Annotated in this window: 13 protein-coding genes; 11 read left to right on the top strand and 2 right to left on the bottom strand. The window is 45.9% G+C overall.

What is annotated here, in order from left to right; translation table 11 throughout:
* Window positions 1-117 precede the first annotated feature (117 nt).
* Window positions 118-930 (bottom strand): histidinol-phosphatase HisJ family protein, encoded by an 813-nt coding sequence (locus GPL15_RS09900; protein ID WP_215698515.1) that lies wholly within the window; start codon window positions 928-930, stop codon window positions 118-120.
* A 261-nt stretch (window positions 931-1,191) separates the two neighbouring features.
* Here GPL15_RS09900 and GPL15_RS09895 point away from each other — a divergent pair, with 261 nt between their 5' ends.
* The 4 genes from GPL15_RS09895 to GPL15_RS27710 all read left to right on the top strand — a co-directional run bounded on the left by GPL15_RS09895 (window position 1,192) and on the right by GPL15_RS27710 (window position 7,683).
* Complete coding sequence (locus tag GPL15_RS09895) at window positions 1,192-2,877, top strand: Na/Pi cotransporter family protein (RefSeq protein ID WP_215698514.1); 1,686 nt, start codon at window positions 1,192-1,194, stop codon at window positions 2,875-2,877.
* 143 nt (window positions 2,878-3,020) lie between these two features.
* Window positions 3,021-4,316, top strand: coding sequence for an extracellular solute-binding protein (locus GPL15_RS09890; protein WP_215698513.1), 1,296 nt, complete (start codon window positions 3,021-3,023; stop codon window positions 4,314-4,316).
* Between the two features lie 26 nt (window positions 4,317-4,342).
* Window positions 4,343-6,820: a response regulator gene (locus tag GPL15_RS09885; protein WP_215698512.1), complete on the top strand. Its 2,478-nt coding sequence runs from the start codon at window positions 4,343-4,345 to the stop codon at window positions 6,818-6,820.
* 236 nt (window positions 6,821-7,056) lie between these two features.
* The gene (locus GPL15_RS27710; RefSeq protein ID WP_215698511.1) at window positions 7,057-7,683 is read left to right on the top strand and encodes a 3D domain-containing protein; all 627 of its coding nucleotides are present in this window, start codon (window positions 7,057-7,059) and stop codon (window positions 7,681-7,683) included.
* A gap of 72 nt (window positions 7,684-7,755) precedes the next feature.
* Here the strand turns inward: GPL15_RS27710 and GPL15_RS09875 are convergent, their stop codons facing one another.
* Window positions 7,756-7,938: a (2Fe-2S)-binding protein gene (locus GPL15_RS09875; protein WP_215698510.1), complete on the bottom strand. Its 183-nt coding sequence runs from the start codon at window positions 7,936-7,938 to the stop codon at window positions 7,756-7,758.
* A gap of 325 nt (window positions 7,939-8,263) precedes the next feature.
* Between GPL15_RS09875 and GPL15_RS09870 the strand changes: the two genes are divergently transcribed.
* The 7 genes from GPL15_RS09870 (at window position 8,264) to GPL15_RS09840 (ending at window position 18,509) form a co-directional block, all read left to right on the top strand.
* A complete protein-coding gene (locus GPL15_RS09870) occupies window positions 8,264-9,853 on the top strand; it encodes a sensor histidine kinase (protein WP_215698509.1) in 1,590 nt (529 codons plus the stop codon).
* Window positions 9,846-11,426, top strand: a complete 1,581-nt coding sequence (locus tag GPL15_RS09865; protein ID WP_215698508.1) for a response regulator — start codon at window positions 9,846-9,848, stop codon at window positions 11,424-11,426. The genes GPL15_RS09870 and GPL15_RS09865 overlap by 8 nt, the downstream gene beginning before the upstream one ends.
* 314 nt (window positions 11,427-11,740) lie before the next feature.
* Entirely contained in the window at window positions 11,741-13,147 is a 1,407-nt protein-coding gene (locus tag GPL15_RS09860) for a sugar ABC transporter substrate-binding protein (RefSeq protein WP_215698507.1), read from the top strand.
* Between the two features lie 114 nt (window positions 13,148-13,261).
* A complete protein-coding gene (locus GPL15_RS09855) occupies window positions 13,262-14,170 on the top strand; it encodes a sugar ABC transporter permease (protein ID WP_215698506.1) in 909 nt (302 codons plus the stop codon).
* Window positions 14,167-15,009, top strand: a complete 843-nt coding sequence (locus GPL15_RS09850; protein ID WP_215698505.1) for a carbohydrate ABC transporter permease — start codon at window positions 14,167-14,169, stop codon at window positions 15,007-15,009. The genes GPL15_RS09855 and GPL15_RS09850 overlap by 4 nt, the downstream gene beginning before the upstream one ends.
* A gap of 10 nt (window positions 15,010-15,019) precedes the next feature.
* Window positions 15,020-15,997, top strand: coding sequence for a uroporphyrinogen decarboxylase family protein (locus GPL15_RS09845; RefSeq protein WP_215698504.1), 978 nt, complete (start codon window positions 15,020-15,022; stop codon window positions 15,995-15,997).
* 1 nt (window position 15,998) lies between these two features.
* Window positions 15,999-18,509, top strand: a complete 2,511-nt coding sequence (locus GPL15_RS09840; RefSeq protein WP_215698503.1) for an alpha-mannosidase — start codon at window positions 15,999-16,001, stop codon at window positions 18,507-18,509.
* The last annotated feature ends 7 nt before the right edge of the window (window positions 18,510-18,516 follow it).

Genomic DNA, 18,516 nt, shown 5'->3' with positions numbered 1-18,516 from the left:
CTTAGTTTCACTTACGGTTGGAAGCTGGTTTTCATCCCCGAAGGATTCCCCTGGGCCCGCCCCCATCCAAACATCCAGTCTGTCCCCTCGTCCCGCTTTCCTGCGTATCTTTCTCAATTAACCCCCAATTTTGATAAACTCCGGCTTTCTCTCATGAAATACCGTATAATATCGGAATCCGCATTTTTCAAGCACTGGCTTTAACCGTTCAAAATCATAAGCCAGGTGCTCCAGCGCATGGGCGTCAGATCCAATGGTTAAGATTTCACCGCCCAATTGGCGGTAGCGGGACAAAATCTCTTCGCTGGGATTGGGGTGGCCCAGCTTGTATTTGTAGCCGCCGGTGTTGCATTCCAGCCCCTTTCCTTTTTCGATCAATGTTTTCAGGATCGGGTCGATCAAATCTCCGTATTCTTTCAGAGAATAGAATTGATTCTTATTTGGGCCGTAGCGGACGACATAATCCAGATGGCCGAATACGTCGAAACAGTCCAATTCCTTCACCCGCTTCAGGGTGACTTCAAAATACCGGCTGTAGGCCTCTTTTTCGGTGCGCCCTGCAAAGAATTCAGGATAATAAGGATCCATACGGTCGATGAAATGGCTGGAACCAATGATGAAATCAAAGTTGTATTTACGGACAAAATCTTCCAGATACTCTTTCAGGTGAAGCTGCAGGCCCAGCTCAATGCCGATGTTTACCCGTATCCGGCCGGAATATGTTTCCCGTATCCGGTTCATATATGGGAGGTAAGCGTCGATGTCCAGCTCGAAAACAGGCCCCAGGCCGGGGATGATGATGTCATGATCGTGGTGATCCGTAATGCAGATTTCCTTCATTCCCAGTTCAACGGCCCGGTCAAGCTGTTTGGAAACCGGTGTGTCGGAATCGCCGGAAAAATCAGTGTGCGTATGAAAGTCAGAAAACATGGTGCTGCTCCTTTTGTGTGATGTTTGCACGATACCATTTCCAATTTCACGGCCCGTAAAAGGCGGAAAGGGAGGATATCCATGCCGGTCTTAGGGATATTATACAGCAGATATGGGCAGATTTGGCGATTTAACTTAAAATTAACGAAATTTTACATAATTTTTAAAAATGATTGAATTAAAAACCATGTCTATGTTATCATTGATATGTCTGCGCGTGCAGAAATACGAAAGATATTTTTTTCATGTTAGGAGGAATTTATGTCAATCAGTGACATTTCGAATCTGTTTGGGTTCTTGGGCGGTCTTGGTATGTTCTTGTACGGTATGAATATCATGGCCGACGGTATGCAGAAAACTGCAGGGTCTAAGATGAGCCAGTTTTTGGGGATGCTGACAAATAACCGTTTTCTGGCAGTCGGGCTGGGTGCATTGATCACTGCGATCATTCAGAGCAGCGGGGCTACCACGGTTATGGTAGTGGGGTTTGTAAGTGCCGGGGTTTTAAATTTGTCCCAGGCGGTAGGCGTGATTATGGGCGCCAATATCGGTACCACAATTACCGCGTGGATTGTATCCATGAGCCAGCTTGGAGACGCGTTTGAAGTTATGAAGCCGGCATTTTATGCGCCGTTTTTAATCGGTATCGGCGCTCTTTTACTGGTATTTGCGAAAAAACAGAAACAAAAAACAATCGGGGAGATTTTAATCGGACTGGGGCTTTTATTTATGGGACTGGATCTGATGTCCGATTCGATTTCCGTATATACGGATGCGCCTATCTTTGCAAAAGCGTTTGAAGTTCTGGGCGGCAATCCGCTTTTAGGAATGCTGATCGGTGCATTGGTTACCGCATTGCTTCAGAGTTCATCCGCGTCGGTCGGTATTCTCCAGACGCTGGCGATGAACGGGGTGGTGACCACTGGGGCGGCTATCTATATTACATTGGGTCAGAACATCGGGTCCTGTGTGACTGCCATGATCTCCAGTGCAGGCGGTTCCAGAATCGCCAAGAGGGCCGCGGCAATCCATCTGAGTTTTAATATCATCGGCGCCATCCTCTTTGGAGTGCTGGGATTTGTATTATTTACCATCAGGCCGTCGTTTGGCACCAGCGGGATATCAGCCGTGCAGATTTCCATTTTCCATACCATATTCAACCTGACCAATACGGCGCTGTTGTTTCCATTTGCCAATCAACTGGTTAAATTGTCCGGCATTTTGGTGAAGGAAAAACCGGAAAGCAGTTTGGGCGAAGGGGAATATGAAGAAGATGATGAGGCGGTTCTGGCAGGACGCCATCTGGATGAAAGAATTTTCGAATCACCGGCATTTGCGGTGGAAACAGCCGCTTTGGAAGTGGTCCATATGGGACAGATTGCGACAGCCAATGTGAAAAAGGCGATAGACGCCATAATTACAGGTAATATCGATGAGATAGAAGAAGTTTATAAAATGGAGAAAGTGATCAATAACATGGAAAAACTTCTGACCGAATACCTGATTAAAGTGGATAATTTATCGTTAACCGAACATCAGAAGCTGGTTGTCAACGACTTGTTCTACAGTGTCAGCGATATTGAGCGGGTGGGGGATCATGCGGAGAACCTGGCCGAATCGGCGGAATATATGGTAAAACACAATCTGGATTTCTCAGAGACGGGGATCGCGGATCTGGAAGAGATCAGCAGCTCTGTGTTAAAAGCATTTGAATATGCCATTGACGCAAGGCAGAATGGAAATATGGATTCCGTCCGCAAGGTGAGCCAGTATGAGGACGATGTGGACAGCATTGAAGAGGAGCTGAGAGAGAAGCACATTGAGCGCCTTTCCAGCGGCGAATGCGCTCCTTCGGCAGGCGTGGTATTCCTGGATATTATCAGCAACATGGAGCGTATATCTGACCATGCTTACAATCTGGCAGGTTATGTTAAAAATGAGATGTAAATGAAAGAAGGATGGCAGGAAATGATCCGGGGGTTCGGACCGTTCCGGTCATCTTTTTGTTATGGAAATTTTTCCTGAAAATCCAATTTATGCGAATGATATTCTATGCTATAATAGCAGGTATCAGGAGGCTTGGAGACAGTATGGGAAAACATGAGTTCTTCCGGGCTGCAGCGCTGGCGGCGGCTGTTTGTCTGTGCGGCTGTACGAAACCGGAGATTAAGAATATGGAAAATACTTCTGCGCCTGTATACGAGTGGGGGACTGTGACCGGGCGGACCATAACCGTATGGGGCAGGGAAGATGATCTGACCCGCAGTTATATTAGCCGGGCATTCAGGCGGTATGAGGAGATGACCGGGAATGCGGTGGAAATCAAAGCATTTTCACCAGATCAGGTGGAAGAGCGGGTGTCTGAAGCGATTATGGACAAGGAGTCCGGTATGGATGTGCTCCTGTATTTCGGAGGCGTCAATATCGATGCATTTGACCCTGATGCGAATTTTTATGATTTCAGTGAGGCTCCATGGGTGGAGGACTTGACTGATACTGCGGTGAATCAGGCCATTTATCATGGTAAGGTGATCGGACTTCCCCATTGGGAGGCGTCTGTGTCAGGAACATTATATAATAAGAAGCTGTTTAAACGGTATGGGATCACCCCTCCGGAAACGCAGGAGCAGTTTTGGCAGACCTGTGAAACGCTGCTTCAAAACGGGATCACGCCGCTGTATCTTCCCTGCGGCTCCCCTACGATGCTGCTCTACCAGTTCCCTTTGGATACCATTGTCAAACAGAACGGGGTTTTAGAGGAAATCAACCGGGGGACTTTGGATTATGCCGATTTGCCGGAGATGAAAACTGTGGCGGATTGGTACCGGAGGATGGCAAAAAACGGTTATCTGGGAGAGGGTTTCATGGAAAATGACTGGGCCGGAATGAGCCCGGCCATGGAGAGCGGCGAATATGCCATGATGCTTTGCTGGGATACCTGGCTCTATACCGATTTTGAAGGGGATCCATCGGATTTTGGGCTGATGCCCGCCTTTGTGGGGGTGCCGGAGAAGGGGACATTTGAAGGGCCCAATCTCTCACTATTCATGGTGAACCGCCATGGGGCGCAGGTGGAGGCGGCTCTTGACCTGATTTCCTTCATGGCTGATCCCTATAATTATAATGATGCGTTTGAGGGGATTTACACGGCCCCTGTTTTCAAAGGCCAGAAGGCCAGCATTTCTACGCCTCAGTATGTGGAAGCAGCACGGTGGATTGAAGAAAATTATAATGACTCCATCGCCTGGCTCAACATCAAAGGATTTTCCCAATGGGATGCGGTCTGTATCCGGGATTATATGTCTTCCGATGAAGACGTTACGGCGGAGGAATGTCTGAGGGATATGGATGAGCTCAGGAGGAAGAGAGCTTCGTTATCCCCCTGAATGAAGAAAGAAGAGGAAACGGTCAGATGAAAAAGCTCAATAAAGAACAAAGGCGTTTTTTATTTGCCATTGCGGCGCTGATCTTCATTGTGGCGGTGTTCGGCGTTTTGTTTTTCAATTATATCAGGAAGTTTGAACGAACTTTAAAAGAGGAGAACTGTTCCCGCCTATCCGAGGTGTCCGGACACATTTCCAATTATATGGAGAAGATGATGTCGGAACAACTGCTGGAACTGGGCCTGGCTGCCAATTTTGTTTCCTCTGTGGAGGAAACATCCCAACAGGTGGAATATCTGGAAGATATAGCGGAAGAATTGGGATTTGAGTACATCGGTATCGCGGACAGTGACGGCCGGCTGGCGGCATCTGTTTTCCCGGAACCGGAAGACGTGTCGGAGGAAGAGTATTTTAAGGCCGCTTCCATGGGCAAAGTTTTTATTTCGGATATTACCAGAAGGATCTTTTATGATAAAGCGGTGGGCGGCGTCATCATGTCGGTTCCTGTTCCCGGGAAAAAAGGGCAGATTCTGGCGGCTATGGTCAGCACGGCCAAGCTGGGGGAAGATGTCCAGGTGGACAGTTTCGATAAGGAAGGGTATTCCTATGTGATAAACAGGAATGGGGATCTGGTGATCCATGCCAGAAGCATGGAATACAATAACCTGTTCCAGTCTATGGAAAATATGGAGTTTGCCTCCGGTTACAGCCTGGATGCGATGCGGGATGATATTTTAGGCCGCCGGGAGGGCATGACGGCCTATTCCGATTTTGGAATTGAAAAATTCGCGTATTACCGTCCCATGGAAGTAAACGGCTGGACGGTGGTCAGCACGGTGCCTCAAGGCGTGATCACAAAAAGGACGGCAGGATTGCTTAAAAACCTGATCACCCTCTGCGCCGCCTCCATGGCAGTATTTCTGCTGATGATCCTGGTAGTCTGCAATATGTTTCTGAGACTGGAAAGCAGAAGGAGGGCGAACCGGGCAAAGTCCGTATTCCTCGCAAATATGAGCCATGATATGCGCACGCCGATGAATGCGATCATGGGGATGACAGCTATAGCGGGAACCCATGCGGATGAGCCGGAACTGGTGAAGGACTGCCTGAAAAAGATCACCCATTCCAGCCGGCACCTGCTGGGGCTGATCAATGATATTCTGGATATGTCCAGAATTGAAAGCGGTAAGATTGTCCTGAGCCGTGAACCATTTTTCCTGGCTGAAGTTATAGAGGGGCTGGTGGATATGATCTATCCCCTCATAAGCGCCAAACACCAGAAGTTTTCCATCCGTCTTCATGGGATAGGTCATGAGAAGTTTGAAGGCGACAGCCTGAGACTGAGCCAGATATTTATAAATATTTTAACAAATGCGGTTAAGTTTACGCCGGAAGGCGGCAGCATTATCATTGACATAGAGGAATTGGATAGGAAGGATGAAAATACGGCTTCCATGCGGTTTTCTTTTGCCGACAATGGAATCGGCATGAAAGCGGAGTTTTTAAAAGACGTATTTTCCGCATTTGTGCGGGAACGGGACAGCAAGGTGGACAAGATAGAAGGAAGCGGCCTCGGTATGGCCATCACCAAGGAGATTGTGGAACTGATGGGCGGCAGCATCTGTGTTGAAAGCGAAGAGGGCCGGGGAACCATGTTTACCGTAATCCTTCCCCTTGCCATCTGCCGGGAGGAAGGGGAAGAACAGTTGACAGCCTGTGAAACAGTGCTGGCGGCTGGCGGTGACAAAGACCAGGGGGTGGAATTGGTTAAGACCCTGGAAAAGATGGGAATCAGGGCTTTGTGGGCGGCCGATGGAACGGAGGCGGCAGCGCTCATTTCAAAGGAGGGAGAACAGAAAATCCGGCTCATCCTGATTGACCGGGATCTTCTGGAACATGGGGATGTGGATTTGATCCGCAATGCGGGCGGCGCGAAGATACCGATGATTCTGGCTGCTTATGCCTGGAATGATCTTAGGGACGAAACAGAGGCGGCGGGAATTACAGGATTCGTCCAAAAACCGCTGTTCCCGTCTGTGCTGCGCCGTATGTTTTACCAAAACGCAGAGAAGGAGGGCGGTGAGGAATTTATAAAACCGGATGAGTTTGATTTTAATAACCGCCGTGTACTGCTGGCAGAAGATAATGAGCTGAATCTGGAGATTATCCGGAATATTCTCATGGAAACAGGCGCCGATGTGAGCTGCGCGAAGAACGGGGCGGAATGCGTGCTGAACTTTATGGAATCGGAACCCGGTAAATATGATCTGATCCTGATGGATATCCAGATGCCGGAGATGGACGGCTATGAGGCGGCAAGAAGAATACGCGCTTTAGAACGCGCCGATTCCGGGATACCCATATTTGCCATGAGCGCCAATGCCTATGAAGAGGATATCGAAGCAGCCCGCAAGGCCGGAATGACCGGATACCTGACAAAGCCCATCGATGTAGGGGGCTGGCTGACGGAGATCAGCAGATATCTGGCGGCCGGCAGGGGGATGTGAAGAAGGGATGAATGCTGTTTAATGACCGATGCGGTCATTGGACGGCATTTTTCATTTTTATACATGTTTTACGGTGAAAAATAAAAAAAATTTAAAAAAATGGAATAAAACGGCTGATTTAGTCAATGATTTCTTAATATGAGGGGTGCGGCCCGTCTATGAGAAGGGGATCCGGAGAAAACAGATATGCCCCATAAAAAGGCTATAGCCTTATTTATAAGCGTTAAGGAGATCAGATGAAAAAGTTTTTGTTATTTATGATTACCGTGTTATCCATTATTACAGTGACAGACACCGCTGCGCAGGCGGATGAAAGGGAAGCGCGCATCATAACCGCGGAACAGTTTATACAGAGATTACAATATATTGATGATACTTCCACAAGATATGCGGTGTCCAATGATATCAACATACGGATGGAGCCCAATACAAACTGCGGAGTATACAGACATACCCGATACAATGAACGGTTCGAGGTCCTGCTGGAACTGGGCGGCTGGAGTATGGTTTCCAAGGACGGCATGACTGCCTTCATTAAATCGGAATACCTGTCCAAAGAGGAAACGGCAGTTTATATGGGGAAATTTAAAATCAGCCATTACTGTTGTGAAAAATACAAGCATATCTGCGGAACAGGAAGCGGAAAGACGGCAACCGGCCTGGATGTGCGGCCCGGCCTGATTTCTGTGGATCCCAGAGTGATTCCTTTAGGCTCCGTAGTCATAATCAACGGTAAGGAATACCGGGCGGAAGATACCGGTGGCATGATAAAAGGTAAGAAGATCGATCTGGCGGTTGCCCATCACCAGGAAGCGCTGGATCTTGGGGTTTATTATGCCGATGTTTATGTAAAAAAGAGATGACAGGATTGGCCGCTGGTCCGGATTTTATGACAGATTCCGGATCAGCGGCCGGCCTGATGTCCGGGCAGCCTTTTATTTACCTTTGACAAGCTCATCAATTAACTGCTGCACATCGTCCAGACATGCACCGCATATGGTGCCTGCTTCTGTTATTTCCTGCACCTCTTCCAAGGTTCTGGCGCCGGAATCCACAGCCTCCTTGATCATTCCGTTGGTAATTCCAAGACATGGGCAGATTGTATCGTTAAGATCCATTTTGTTATCTCCTTTTTTTAAAATAGTATCTGCGGAAATGGCCATATTATTCATTTCTGGATTTTGTTAAATATTTTTGATAAACTAGCTTATAACAGGTGCTGTTGTTTTAAATTTGGCCATTGGTGGGAAGGGATATCAAAAAGTGAAGAAAATAAACAGTATAAGATTTAAACTGATTTGTTTTATGATTACCATAACGGTAATCCCGTGTACGCTGATTTTGCTTTTGCTACTGAATCGCACGACCTCCGTGCTTAAACATGAGATGAGTCTTTCACAGCAAAATAGTCTGAATTATATTCTGAAGTTGGTAGATATTACAATGGGTGAGGTGGATAATGTATCGGCCAATATTTTATTCGATAAAGACCTGCAAAAAAGAATTGACTTGGATGTAGATCTTATGACGCCGTATGAGAATTATATAAACACGGCTTACATAAGGGATTCACTGCTGAAACTTAAAAATACGAATCCCAATATCGATTCGATTTTTCTGGTGGATTGGAAAAATAAAAGGGGATTTTCTACGGAAACAGCCGGTTATACAACAGAGAAGCAGTTTGACCGGTTCGGTTGGACCAGCCTGATTGAACAGACCGGACATAAATCGGATTTATATCTGATCGATAAAAATCTGGTAAATTATATGCCAAGTTCCGGCACCTACGCGGGTCAGAAACTGCTTTGCGCCAAGAGAACATGTATCTACCAGCAGAATGAATTATTTACTTTTTATGTCAATATAGATAAGTCCACGATTGACCGCCTTTTAGCCGAACTTAAAACTACTCCAGGGGCAAATGTCTATTTGACGGATGGGGATTTTAATCTTTTAAGCGGTACGACTGAGTATGAAGACTTGAAAATGGATAAAGGATATGAAGGAGGAGCTGGTTATTTTACTAAGGATGATGATTTTTATGTGTATACGACTTCGGCAGCGACGGGCTGTCATTTGATTTCTGTTATGCCGATGAATGAAATCGACTATGTCATCAGAGACGTGAGCGTGATAACGAAAATAATATTGTTGGTTTCCGTTGTTTTAATCCTATTTTTCGGTTCTTATGTGTACCACCTTTTCTATAAACCGATGAACAGTTTAATCGGTACGATGAAAGACAATGAATCCGGAAGATTTACGCTCAGCCCGCTGGAGAGCCAAAAAGACGAATTTGGTGAAATCGGCGGCCATTTCAATAAGATGCTCACAACGGTGACACAATTAAATATGAAGCTGTATAAGCAGGAATTATTGGCAAAAAATGCCCGCATTAAGCTTTTACAGTCTCAAATCAATCCTCATTTTCTATACAATGTGCTGGATACGATTCACTGGATGGCCCGGATGGGGAAAAATGATGAAGTGGCGAAAATGACATTTGCCTTATCCAATTATTACAGGAAAAGTCTTCAGGAGGGACGGGAGGTTGTTACTATATCGGAAGCGGTAGAACTTGTGTATGCCTATTGGGATATCATAAAGCTAAGATTCGGTGATAAGATGGAGTTAATTGTGGACTTAGAACCGGAGATAGAGAATCTTCTCATTTCCCAATGGCTTCTTCAGCCTCTGGTTGAAAATGCCGTGATGCACGGATTTGAACAGAATGGACAAAAAGGGGTTATCATTGTGTCAGGCATCGAATTGGAACGATGCATTAAACTGGTGGTGGAAGACAACGGCATCGGGATGTCGGAGAAAAAACTTAAAATCCTGTTGGATGATATAGAAAAAGAAGACACTTCTTTAGGCAACTTCGCCCTTAGGAATATAAATAACCAACTGAAGCTGGCATACGGGGAAAATGGCCGCCTATTGATAGAAAGCCGGGAAGGAGAGGGCACAACCATTACAATTGTGATACCCAAAAAAACAATTCAGGAGAAGGGGGATATTGATGTATAAATTACTGATTGTAGATGACGAAGAATGGATTAGAGAAGGCTTGACCCGTACAATTGACTGGGAATCATATGGCATATCCTCTGTAAGGGCGGCGGTGGATGCGATTGACGCCATGGAAAAAATGAGGGTCGATGCACCGGATCTCGTCATATCCGATGTTGTGATGCCGGAGATGAAAGGGACGGAGCTGATTAAATGGATCCATGAACATTATCCTGCGGTAAAGACCATTATGATAAGTGGATTTGACCAGTTTGAGTATGCAAGAGATGCATTGCGAATGGGAGCGGTTGACTATATCTTAAAGCCGGTTGATGAAGTCAGTTTGATGGAGGCTGTAAAAAGGGCAGTCCGTATGATCCGGGAGACGGAAAAAAAATTCTCAGCTTCATCCGGCAATAAAGAGGATGCCGGCTTAAAACATCTGTTTTATATGAAACTAATTGACCTGGAACAGCCTATCGATGCAGTTAAATCTATACTGGGCGAATTCTCAGGCATTAATATGACCGGGAAGATCAGATACAGTGGTGCTTTATGGGAGTTTAACGGCATTCAGGAACGAATTATGAGCCGGATTATTACTGCAATGGAGAGTCGGCTGGGAGAGAGCTTTTGCGGTGATGCAGGTTATGAGCTGTTTCCGTATATGGATATGGTAGTTGTTATCGTATATAGTGAAAATGGGGAACAGGATTTATCCCATCTATTGAAATCTCAGTGTGAGCGCTTGGAAATGGGACGGATTTGGGATCAGTACCATTGCTGTGTAGGTGGTAATGGTGTGGGAATGGAGGGGCTTAGAGAGGTTTTGGCCAGATTAAATCTTCTGGAGGAAAATTCGATGCAGCTGCCTAAAGCCTCTGTTCTGACAGATTATGAACTGGCTAGTATTCACAAGAATGCCCTTCATCAGTGCAGCCTCATCGTTCCTGCGTTTATTAAAGAGTTCAGAGAAAAGGGCATCCCATGGGCTCATGCCCATGGCGGGGAACTGTTGGATGAAATCCTGGATAAAGCGCCCTATATCGGAAAATCTGAACTGGGCACCATTCTATTCCGGTTTATGACCCAATGTATTGCGGTTACGGAAGAGACAGGAAGGCTATTGAATCATCAGATAGAAGAGGATAATGAGGTGCTCACCTGGGTGTTTTCTATAAAAAGTATTGCGGATATCAGAATAAAACTGGAAAGCTTTTTTGCATTTCTTTCCGATAGCATTTATGCATCTAGTGAAAATGTACAGAAAAAAATTATTCGTGATGCTTTAAGATATATTCATCTTCACTATAAAGAAGATATTTCAGTACAGGATTTATCAAGTTATTTATCCATCAGCAGTTCTTATTTTTCCCAGCTTTTTAGCAGAGAAACAGGAATTGGGTTTTCCAGATACCTGATGAATTACAGGGTGGAACGAGCCAAAGAACTGCTGTCTGGTACGTCCATGAGAGTCTATCAGATCGCTGCGGATGTGGGATATTCTGATGTAAAATATTTTTTGAAGGTATTCAAGAAAGTGACGGGAGTGTCTCCGCAGAGTTATCGGGATAAGGGGGGATTTAATTGATTTATTCGTGAAAGTAACGCCGCGAAGAAGGGAACTCCGGAGCGGAGGGCCTTTTGATCCAAGGCCCTCCGCTCCGGAGTTCCCTTCTTCACGGCTGGGTATTGGCTGAATAAAAGATCAATAAAGGATTGGCGGGGTGGTCTTATTTACTGTGTAGCGTTTGATAGGTGCCTCCATGTTTACTCTGTCTTTATTTGTGTAAAATAGTACACCTAATCTATTAAATGTGGAATGTACAGGGGGAAGTGTATAATTTATACTAAAAATATGAGAAAAGCAACTGGAAAATAGTCAAAATGACGGGAGGGAGTCGTATGAAATGTAAAAAGTATATGATACCGTTGATATTATCATCGGCCTTGGTGATGTCTGTAACCGCGGGATGCGGTAAGCCGCAGACGCCGGCTGCATCTTCGGAGCAGCAGACACAGAAGGAGCAGCAGACACAAAAGGAGGAGCAGGTTCAGACGGAGCAACAGAAAAAATCATCAGAGGCACCGGTGGAAAAGGTAAAGATCAAGATGATCAGTTCCACGGAATTTGAGGTAAATGAATTTGCCAATCTGGAAGAAACCTTTGCAAAATTTTCCGACATCGCTCCTAATGTGGAGATTGAGGGAGAATATATTCCATGGACAGAGCTGGATAATAAGCTGTTTTTAACCAATGCGGGAGGGGATTATTATGATGTGATTCTGGTAAACAACTCTACCTTACCGGCATTGGTGGAAGCCGGAATTCTAGCTGATATGAAGGAGTTTACAAAAAAGGATAATTTTGATGTGGATCAGGTATTTACACCTGCTATGGCTGATTTGTGCAAGTATAAAGAGGGGATCTATGCATTCCCATTCCAGACAGATACCAGAGTTTTGGCCGTCAATACGAAGATGCTGGAGGAAGCGGGCATGGAACTGCCCAAGACAAAAGAGGATATGCTGGAAATTGCCAAGGCAGTCACAAAGGACACCAATGGAGACGGAACCCCGGATCAGTTCGGTTATTCCATGAATATCTCAAGAACCCTTCCCTGTGTGTATATTCAAGGGAACTGGCTTATCGCCAATGGGCTGCACCTGTACGAAGTGGAGGACGACGGACAGTACGTGTGCAGGCTTAATTCAGAGGCAGGTATTGACTTTTTCAAATGGGCTACAGAAATGGCCAAATACATGCCCAATGACATGATAAGCTACGATAACGCCATGATTGACAATGCATTTGCCAGCGGTAAATTCGCAATGTATACATATGGAGCCTGGATGACAGCCCGTGAGGATTTCATTAAAACAGTGGAGGAAACGGGAACAGAGTATCAATTAATTCTCAATCCGGAGGGGCTGGAAGGGACAGCTTCTACCAGTGGAGGTTGGATGCTGGGAGTATCGCCGAAATCACAGAATAAAGAGGCGGCCTGGGAATTTATTAAATTTATCGTGAATCCAGAAGTGAATGCTTCTATCTGTTCAGGCCTTCCGCCGGTTCAGGACGCTTATAACTATCCTCCGTTCAACACCGAAGAATATGGAATTTTGAAAGAACAGCTCCAGACATCCCAGACAGCGGTTAAGAATTTTATTCCTGAGTTCAATGAACTGGTAGATATCTATGGAAATAATTTCATAGCGTCCGTACTGGGGGAAAAATCACCGGAGCAGGCGGCAAAAGAAGCTGAAGACGGTGTAAATGCATTGTTAAAGGAAAAGGGATACCAAAAGTAAAGGATATTAAATAAAGGATATCATGAATAAAAGGGAGGGGCCGCCACATTCGAAATATGATATGTGGCAGCCCTTTTCAAATCAATCTGCGGAACATAAGGTGAGGAGGATATCATGGCAAAAGGAAATAAAAAGACCGTCTACCTGTTTCTTGCCCCTATGGCGGCGGTGCTGCTTTTAATGGTGGCCTATCCGTTTCTTGCTAATATCGGGTACAGCTTTTTAGACTACAAATTGACTAAAATGGACAAACCATTTATATTTTTCGATAATTATATACGAATCTTCACCTCTGAAGATTTTTTGGGGATTTTAAGAAAAACAGTGGTTTGGACTATTGGAAATATGGTTTTGATTTTAACTCTTGGAATATCGGTTGGAATGCTTTTGGATTCTAAATTAAAGGGGAAAGTGATTCTCCAGACCGTTCTTCTCATTCCGTGGGTGATTCCAGAAACAGTGACAGGCTATACCTGGAAATGGATGATGGCATCCGATTACGGAATTCTCAACCGGATTTTAATGCAGCTCCATATCATTGATTCCAATTTTTCCTGGTTCAGAAATGGGGATATGGCCATGCTGGCGGTTATTTTGGCAAATGTGTGGAGGGCGTTTCCGTTTATGTCGGTGATGGTATATGCCAAAAAGAAATCCATGCCGTTGGACTGGGAAGAAGCAGCCCTGGTGGACGGCGCCAATAAGTTCCAGATATTCCGCTATATTACGATTCCGTATATTATGCCGGTGGTGGCCCGGGTGGCTACTCTGATCTTTATCTGGTCTTATAATGCGTTCGGAATCATATACACCATGACAGACGGCGGGCCTTTGGGGGCCACTACCATTTTTCCCGTTTACATACAGAAAAAGGCGTTTGCCAATTATGATTTTGGAATCACATCCGCAATGTCTGTGCTGATGATGGTATCCATGATTGTGATCTTATTCGGTATTAGAACGGGCACGAAAGGGATCAGGAAGCTGTGGGGGCTTCAGACGATAGAGGAGGAGTGCCAATGAAGATGAATAATCAATGGAAAAAGAAGATTTTTGATGGTCTTAGGTATCTTTATGCGGCTGTGATCGTCGTCTTTTGTATTTTTCCGTTCTCATGGATGCTGTCGACTTCATTTAAATCCCAGAAGGATATTTTTACATCGCCGCCCAGATTCATTACGTCTGATATGACCCTTAATAACTATGTCAATGCGATTGAAAAGAACAATCTTCTGTTATATACGAAAAACAGCCTGATCATAACAATTGCCACTGTCATTCTGACTATTCTCATAGCGACCCTGGCCGCATTTGCCATCGGCTATCTGAAGCTTAGGGGAACCAGGATTTTAACCAGCCTGCTGGTATCCCTTCAAATGCTGCCTGTGGTGATCGCCATCATACCGCTGTACATTATTTGTGGGAAAATGGGAATTTTGAACACTTATAAAGCGCTGGTACTATCCTATCTGGGAAGTTCTGTGCCCATTGCCGTGATTCTTCTGACCGGTTTCTTCGTGGATGTGCCTGCGGATCTGGGAGAAGCGGCTATGATAGACGGATGCAATATCTGGCAGTGTTTTTGCCGGGTAATCCTGCCGGTATCCATACCGGGGATTATATCGGGAGCGATCTACACATTTATCAGGATTTGGCAGGAGTTTATTATCGCCCTGTCATTTACCACCAATAAAAGCATGTATACGCTCACCATCGGCCTTAGGGCGTATGAAGGCTATAACCAGACGGATTGGGGCGGGCTTATGGCTACGGCCGTGGTAATCTCCATTCCTGCTATTATTTTATTTGTATTGGTACAGAAACAGTTTGTTGACAGTCTTTCGGGATCGGTAAAAGGTTGAGGAGGGGAATATGACAGGCAGAGAACGGCTGATGAAAACACTTAATTTGGAGAGAGTGGGAGGGCGGGTGCCCCATTTTGAAATCTCTATGTTTTTAACCATGGAATCCCTGGGCCGGGTTCATCCAAAACACAGAAACTATGCCCAATGGAATCAGATGAGCCTGAGGGAAAAGAAACTGACAATGGAGGATATGGCGGATGTTTATGCTGAGATAGCTTCCAAATACGGATATGATGCCATATTTGTTAATTATCTGTTCCCGGATATCAGGGATCAGTTGGAGTTTCTCAATGTGATCTCAGAGCGCACGAAAGGACAATATATGATTCTGACCCATGGCGATGCCACCTATGGGATACCGGATGGAAACGGATTGGAGGAATTTTCCTACAGGCTGGCAGACGAACCGGAAGCGTTGCGGAGGGAGGCAGAGTGCATGGTGGACGAAGCGTTAAAAAAGGCTGAAATTTATGAGCGGTCAGGCCTTTTAGACGGATTTATTCTCTGTTCCGACTATTGTTTTAATTCAGGGCCGTTTTTAAGCCCCAGCATGTTTGGCGAGTTTGTCGCTCCTTACCTGAAGCGGCTGATACGGTCCTACAGGGAAATGGGGTTTTATACGATCAAGCATACGGACGGAAATATTATGCCCATAATAGACCAACTGGCAGAGGCTGGCCCCCATGCCCTTCACTCTCTTGATCCACAGGCGGGGATCGATATAGGGGAGGTAAAGAAGCTGTATGGAAACAAGATGTGCCTTATGGGAAATGTGAACTGCGGTCTGATGCAGACCGGAACGGAAGAAGAGGTGAGAATGTCCGCACTGTATTCACTTGAACAAGGGATGTCCGATGGGAAAGGCTACATATTTTCCACCTCCAATTGCGTTTATACGGGCATGCCTCTGGAACGTTATGAGCTGATTGTGGATTTATGGAGAACATACGGAGTTTATCAACCGACAGAACAGGAGGAAATATAGGATGCAGAAAATACATTTGATCAGCAATGCCCATTTGGACCCGGTCTGGCTTTGGCGCTGGGACGAAGGCGCGGCGGAAGCCATTTCCACATTCCGGGTGGCGGCGGAGTTTTGCGAAAATTATGAGGGATTTGTGTTCAACCACAATGAAGCGGTTTTGTATCAGTGGGTGGAAGAATACGAACCCCGGTTGTTTGAACGGATTAAAGCCCTGGTGAAGGCCGGAAAGTGGCATATTATGGGCGGCTGGTATCTTCAGCCCGACTGTAATATGCCTTCCGGAGAAGGGATTATCCGTCAGATCGAGCAGGGGCGGCGCTATTTTAAAGAGAAATTTGACTGTGTGCCCACTGTAGCGGTCAACGTGGATTCCTTCGGCCATTCCCGGGGATTGGTGCAGATTCTTAAAAAGACGGGATATGAAGGTTACTTATTCTGCCGCCCTCTCAGGGAGTTTCTGGGGGAAGTGATCGACGAATGGGGATATGATAATTTTAAATGGAAAGGCTACGACGGATCTGAGGTATTTGGGCACCGCCATTACGCAATCTACAATTCAAAACTTGGAAAAGGGGCGGAAAAACTACAAAATTACCTGGAAGTGAGAGGGGATGTGCCGAGAGGGTTGATGCTTTGGGGAATCGGAAACCATGGAGGAGGGCCTTCCAGAATCGATTTGACGGAAATCAATTCCATGATTGAGAAAGAACAGGGACGGCAGATCGTACATTCCACGCCGGAGGCATTTTTTGAAGAATTGAAAGAACAGGAAAGCCGCCTTCCTGAGATCGCCCATGATTTAAATCCCTGGGCGCCCGGCTGTTATACCACCCAGGGGGAGATCAAGAGAAAATTCCGCGAACTGGAGAACGAGCTGTTTGTGACGGAAAAGATGGTATCCCACGCGGCAGCCTTAAATTTATGCCAATACCCGGGAGACGTGATGGAAGATGCAGAACAGGATCTGTTGTTTTCCCAGTTCCATGATATCTTGCCGGGAACCGTGATACCGCCTGCCATGGAAGATTCCCTGCGCAGAATGGATCACGGGCTGGAACTGCTGGCCAGAGTGAAAGTCAAAGCATTTTTCGCCCTCACCGGCGGCCAGATAAAGGCAGAGGATGGGGAGATCCCCATTATGGCATATAATCCTCATCCTTATCCGGTTGAAGGAATCTGGGAATGCGAGTTCCATATGAATGAAGAGTTTTCCAGGAAACATTTTGCGGCAGTGCCCTTGGTGTATCAGGATGGAGTGAAAATCCCCAGCCAGCTTGAACAGGAAACTTGTCAAATGCCCATGCAGTGGAGGCGGAAAGTGGCTTTCAGAGCAGTTTTGAAACCCATGCAGATTACCAGGTTTGACTGCCGGATTGAAAAACAGGAAAAGAAAATCCCAACAGTATTTCCTTATGATAACGGCGTTTACCGATTTGAGACGGAAGAATTGCTGGTAGAAATCAATACGAGGACAGGGCTTTTGGACCGTTACTGTGTAAATGGCACGGATTACCTTGAAAAAGGCGCATTTACACCGGTTGTGATAGAAGATAACGACCATTCCATCGGCACATTTGTCAAATCATTTCGGAACGTCTGCGGCAGATTCCAATTGGCGGCAGATATTGATGCCACTAGATTCTGCGGTGTTTACGGAAAACTGTTGTCTCCGGTTCATATTGTGGAAAGCGGGGAAGTCAGGGTGGTTCTGGAGGCGGTTTTTGAGTGGAATGAATCGAAACTGTGTCTCAGATACTGCCTTCCCAGGAAAGGGACGGAACTGAAGGTGACAGCAATTGTCCACTGGAATGAAAAAAATAAAATGCTGAAGCTCAGCATTCCGTCATGTTTGAAACAGCCCCAATATATGGGACAGGTGATGTACGGTTATGACCGGTTGTATGAGAACGGAGATGAAGCCGTTGCACAGAAATGGACCGGCATTTTGGATACCGGTGACGGACGGATGCTTTCTGTCATCAACGACAGATGCTACGGTTCCAGTTTTGAATCCGGCGAAATCCGCATGTCTCTGGTGCGTTCTCCCAGATACGGTTGCCTGGTCAGGGACGAAGACCGGTATATTCTATATAATGAAGGTTATGTGCCCCACACCGATCAGGGAGTTCATACCTTTAACTTCTGGATCAATGGGGAAATGGCTCAGGAGAGGCTGAAAAAACTGGAACGGGAGGCGGCCGGTCATCATGAGACGCCGTATCTCATGTCATTCTTCCCAAGCGGGGATGGAGAAAGAATCCATGGCCTTTTGGAATTGAAGGGGGACGCTACGGTGATAACAGTCATAAAAAGATGCCATTATTCCGATAATTTCCTGATCCGCCTTTATCATGGTTTTGCAAAATCTGAAGAGATTGAATTAAAGCTTACCGGATGTAAAAAGACGATCAGGCTGACTATGAATGCATTTGAGGTGAAGACCTTGATCGTGGATTTTAACAGCGGGGAATGGAAAGAGACGGATATGCTGGAAGATGAGTATAAGAAATAGAAAGGGG

The sequence above is a fragment of the Clostridium sp. MCC353 genome (genome assembly GCF_018785315.1).
In the GTDB taxonomy this organism is placed as follows: domain Bacteria; phylum Bacillota; class Clostridia; order Lachnospirales; family Lachnospiraceae; genus CHH4-2.
The sequence above is the reverse complement of the archived record's forward strand: the minus strand, read 5'-3'. Positions and strand labels throughout refer to the sequence as shown.

Coding starts and splice junctions, on each gene's coding strand:
- GPL15_RS09850 (WP_215698505.1), top strand. CDS start 14,167: ATGAAGATGAATAATCAATGGAAAAAGAAGATTTTTGATGGTCTTAGG.
- GPL15_RS09855 (WP_215698506.1), top strand. CDS start 13,262: ATGGCAAAAGGAAATAAAAAGACCGTCTACCTGTTTCTTGCCCCTATG.
- GPL15_RS09875 (WP_215698510.1), bottom strand. CDS start 7,938: ATGGATCTTAACGATACAATCTGCCCATGTCTTGGAATTACCAACGGA.
- GPL15_RS09890 (WP_215698513.1), top strand. CDS start 3,021: ATGGGAAAACATGAGTTCTTCCGGGCTGCAGCGCTGGCGGCGGCTGTT.
- GPL15_RS09895 (WP_215698514.1), top strand. CDS start 1,192: ATGTCAATCAGTGACATTTCGAATCTGTTTGGGTTCTTGGGCGGTCTT.
- GPL15_RS09840 (WP_215698503.1), top strand. CDS start 15,999: ATGCAGAAAATACATTTGATCAGCAATGCCCATTTGGACCCGGTCTGG.
- GPL15_RS09865 (WP_215698508.1), top strand. CDS start 9,846: ATGTATAAATTACTGATTGTAGATGACGAAGAATGGATTAGAGAAGGC.
- GPL15_RS09885 (WP_215698512.1), top strand. CDS start 4,343: ATGAAAAAGCTCAATAAAGAACAAAGGCGTTTTTTATTTGCCATTGCG.
- GPL15_RS09900 (WP_215698515.1), bottom strand. CDS start 930: ATGTTTTCTGACTTTCATACGCACACTGATTTTTCCGGCGATTCCGAC.
- GPL15_RS27710 (WP_215698511.1), top strand. CDS start 7,057: ATGAAAAAGTTTTTGTTATTTATGATTACCGTGTTATCCATTATTACA.
- GPL15_RS09845 (WP_215698504.1), top strand. CDS start 15,020: ATGACAGGCAGAGAACGGCTGATGAAAACACTTAATTTGGAGAGAGTG.
- GPL15_RS09870 (WP_215698509.1), top strand. CDS start 8,264: ATGGGTGAGGTGGATAATGTATCGGCCAATATTTTATTCGATAAAGAC.
- GPL15_RS09860 (WP_215698507.1), top strand. CDS start 11,741: ATGAAATGTAAAAAGTATATGATACCGTTGATATTATCATCGGCCTTG.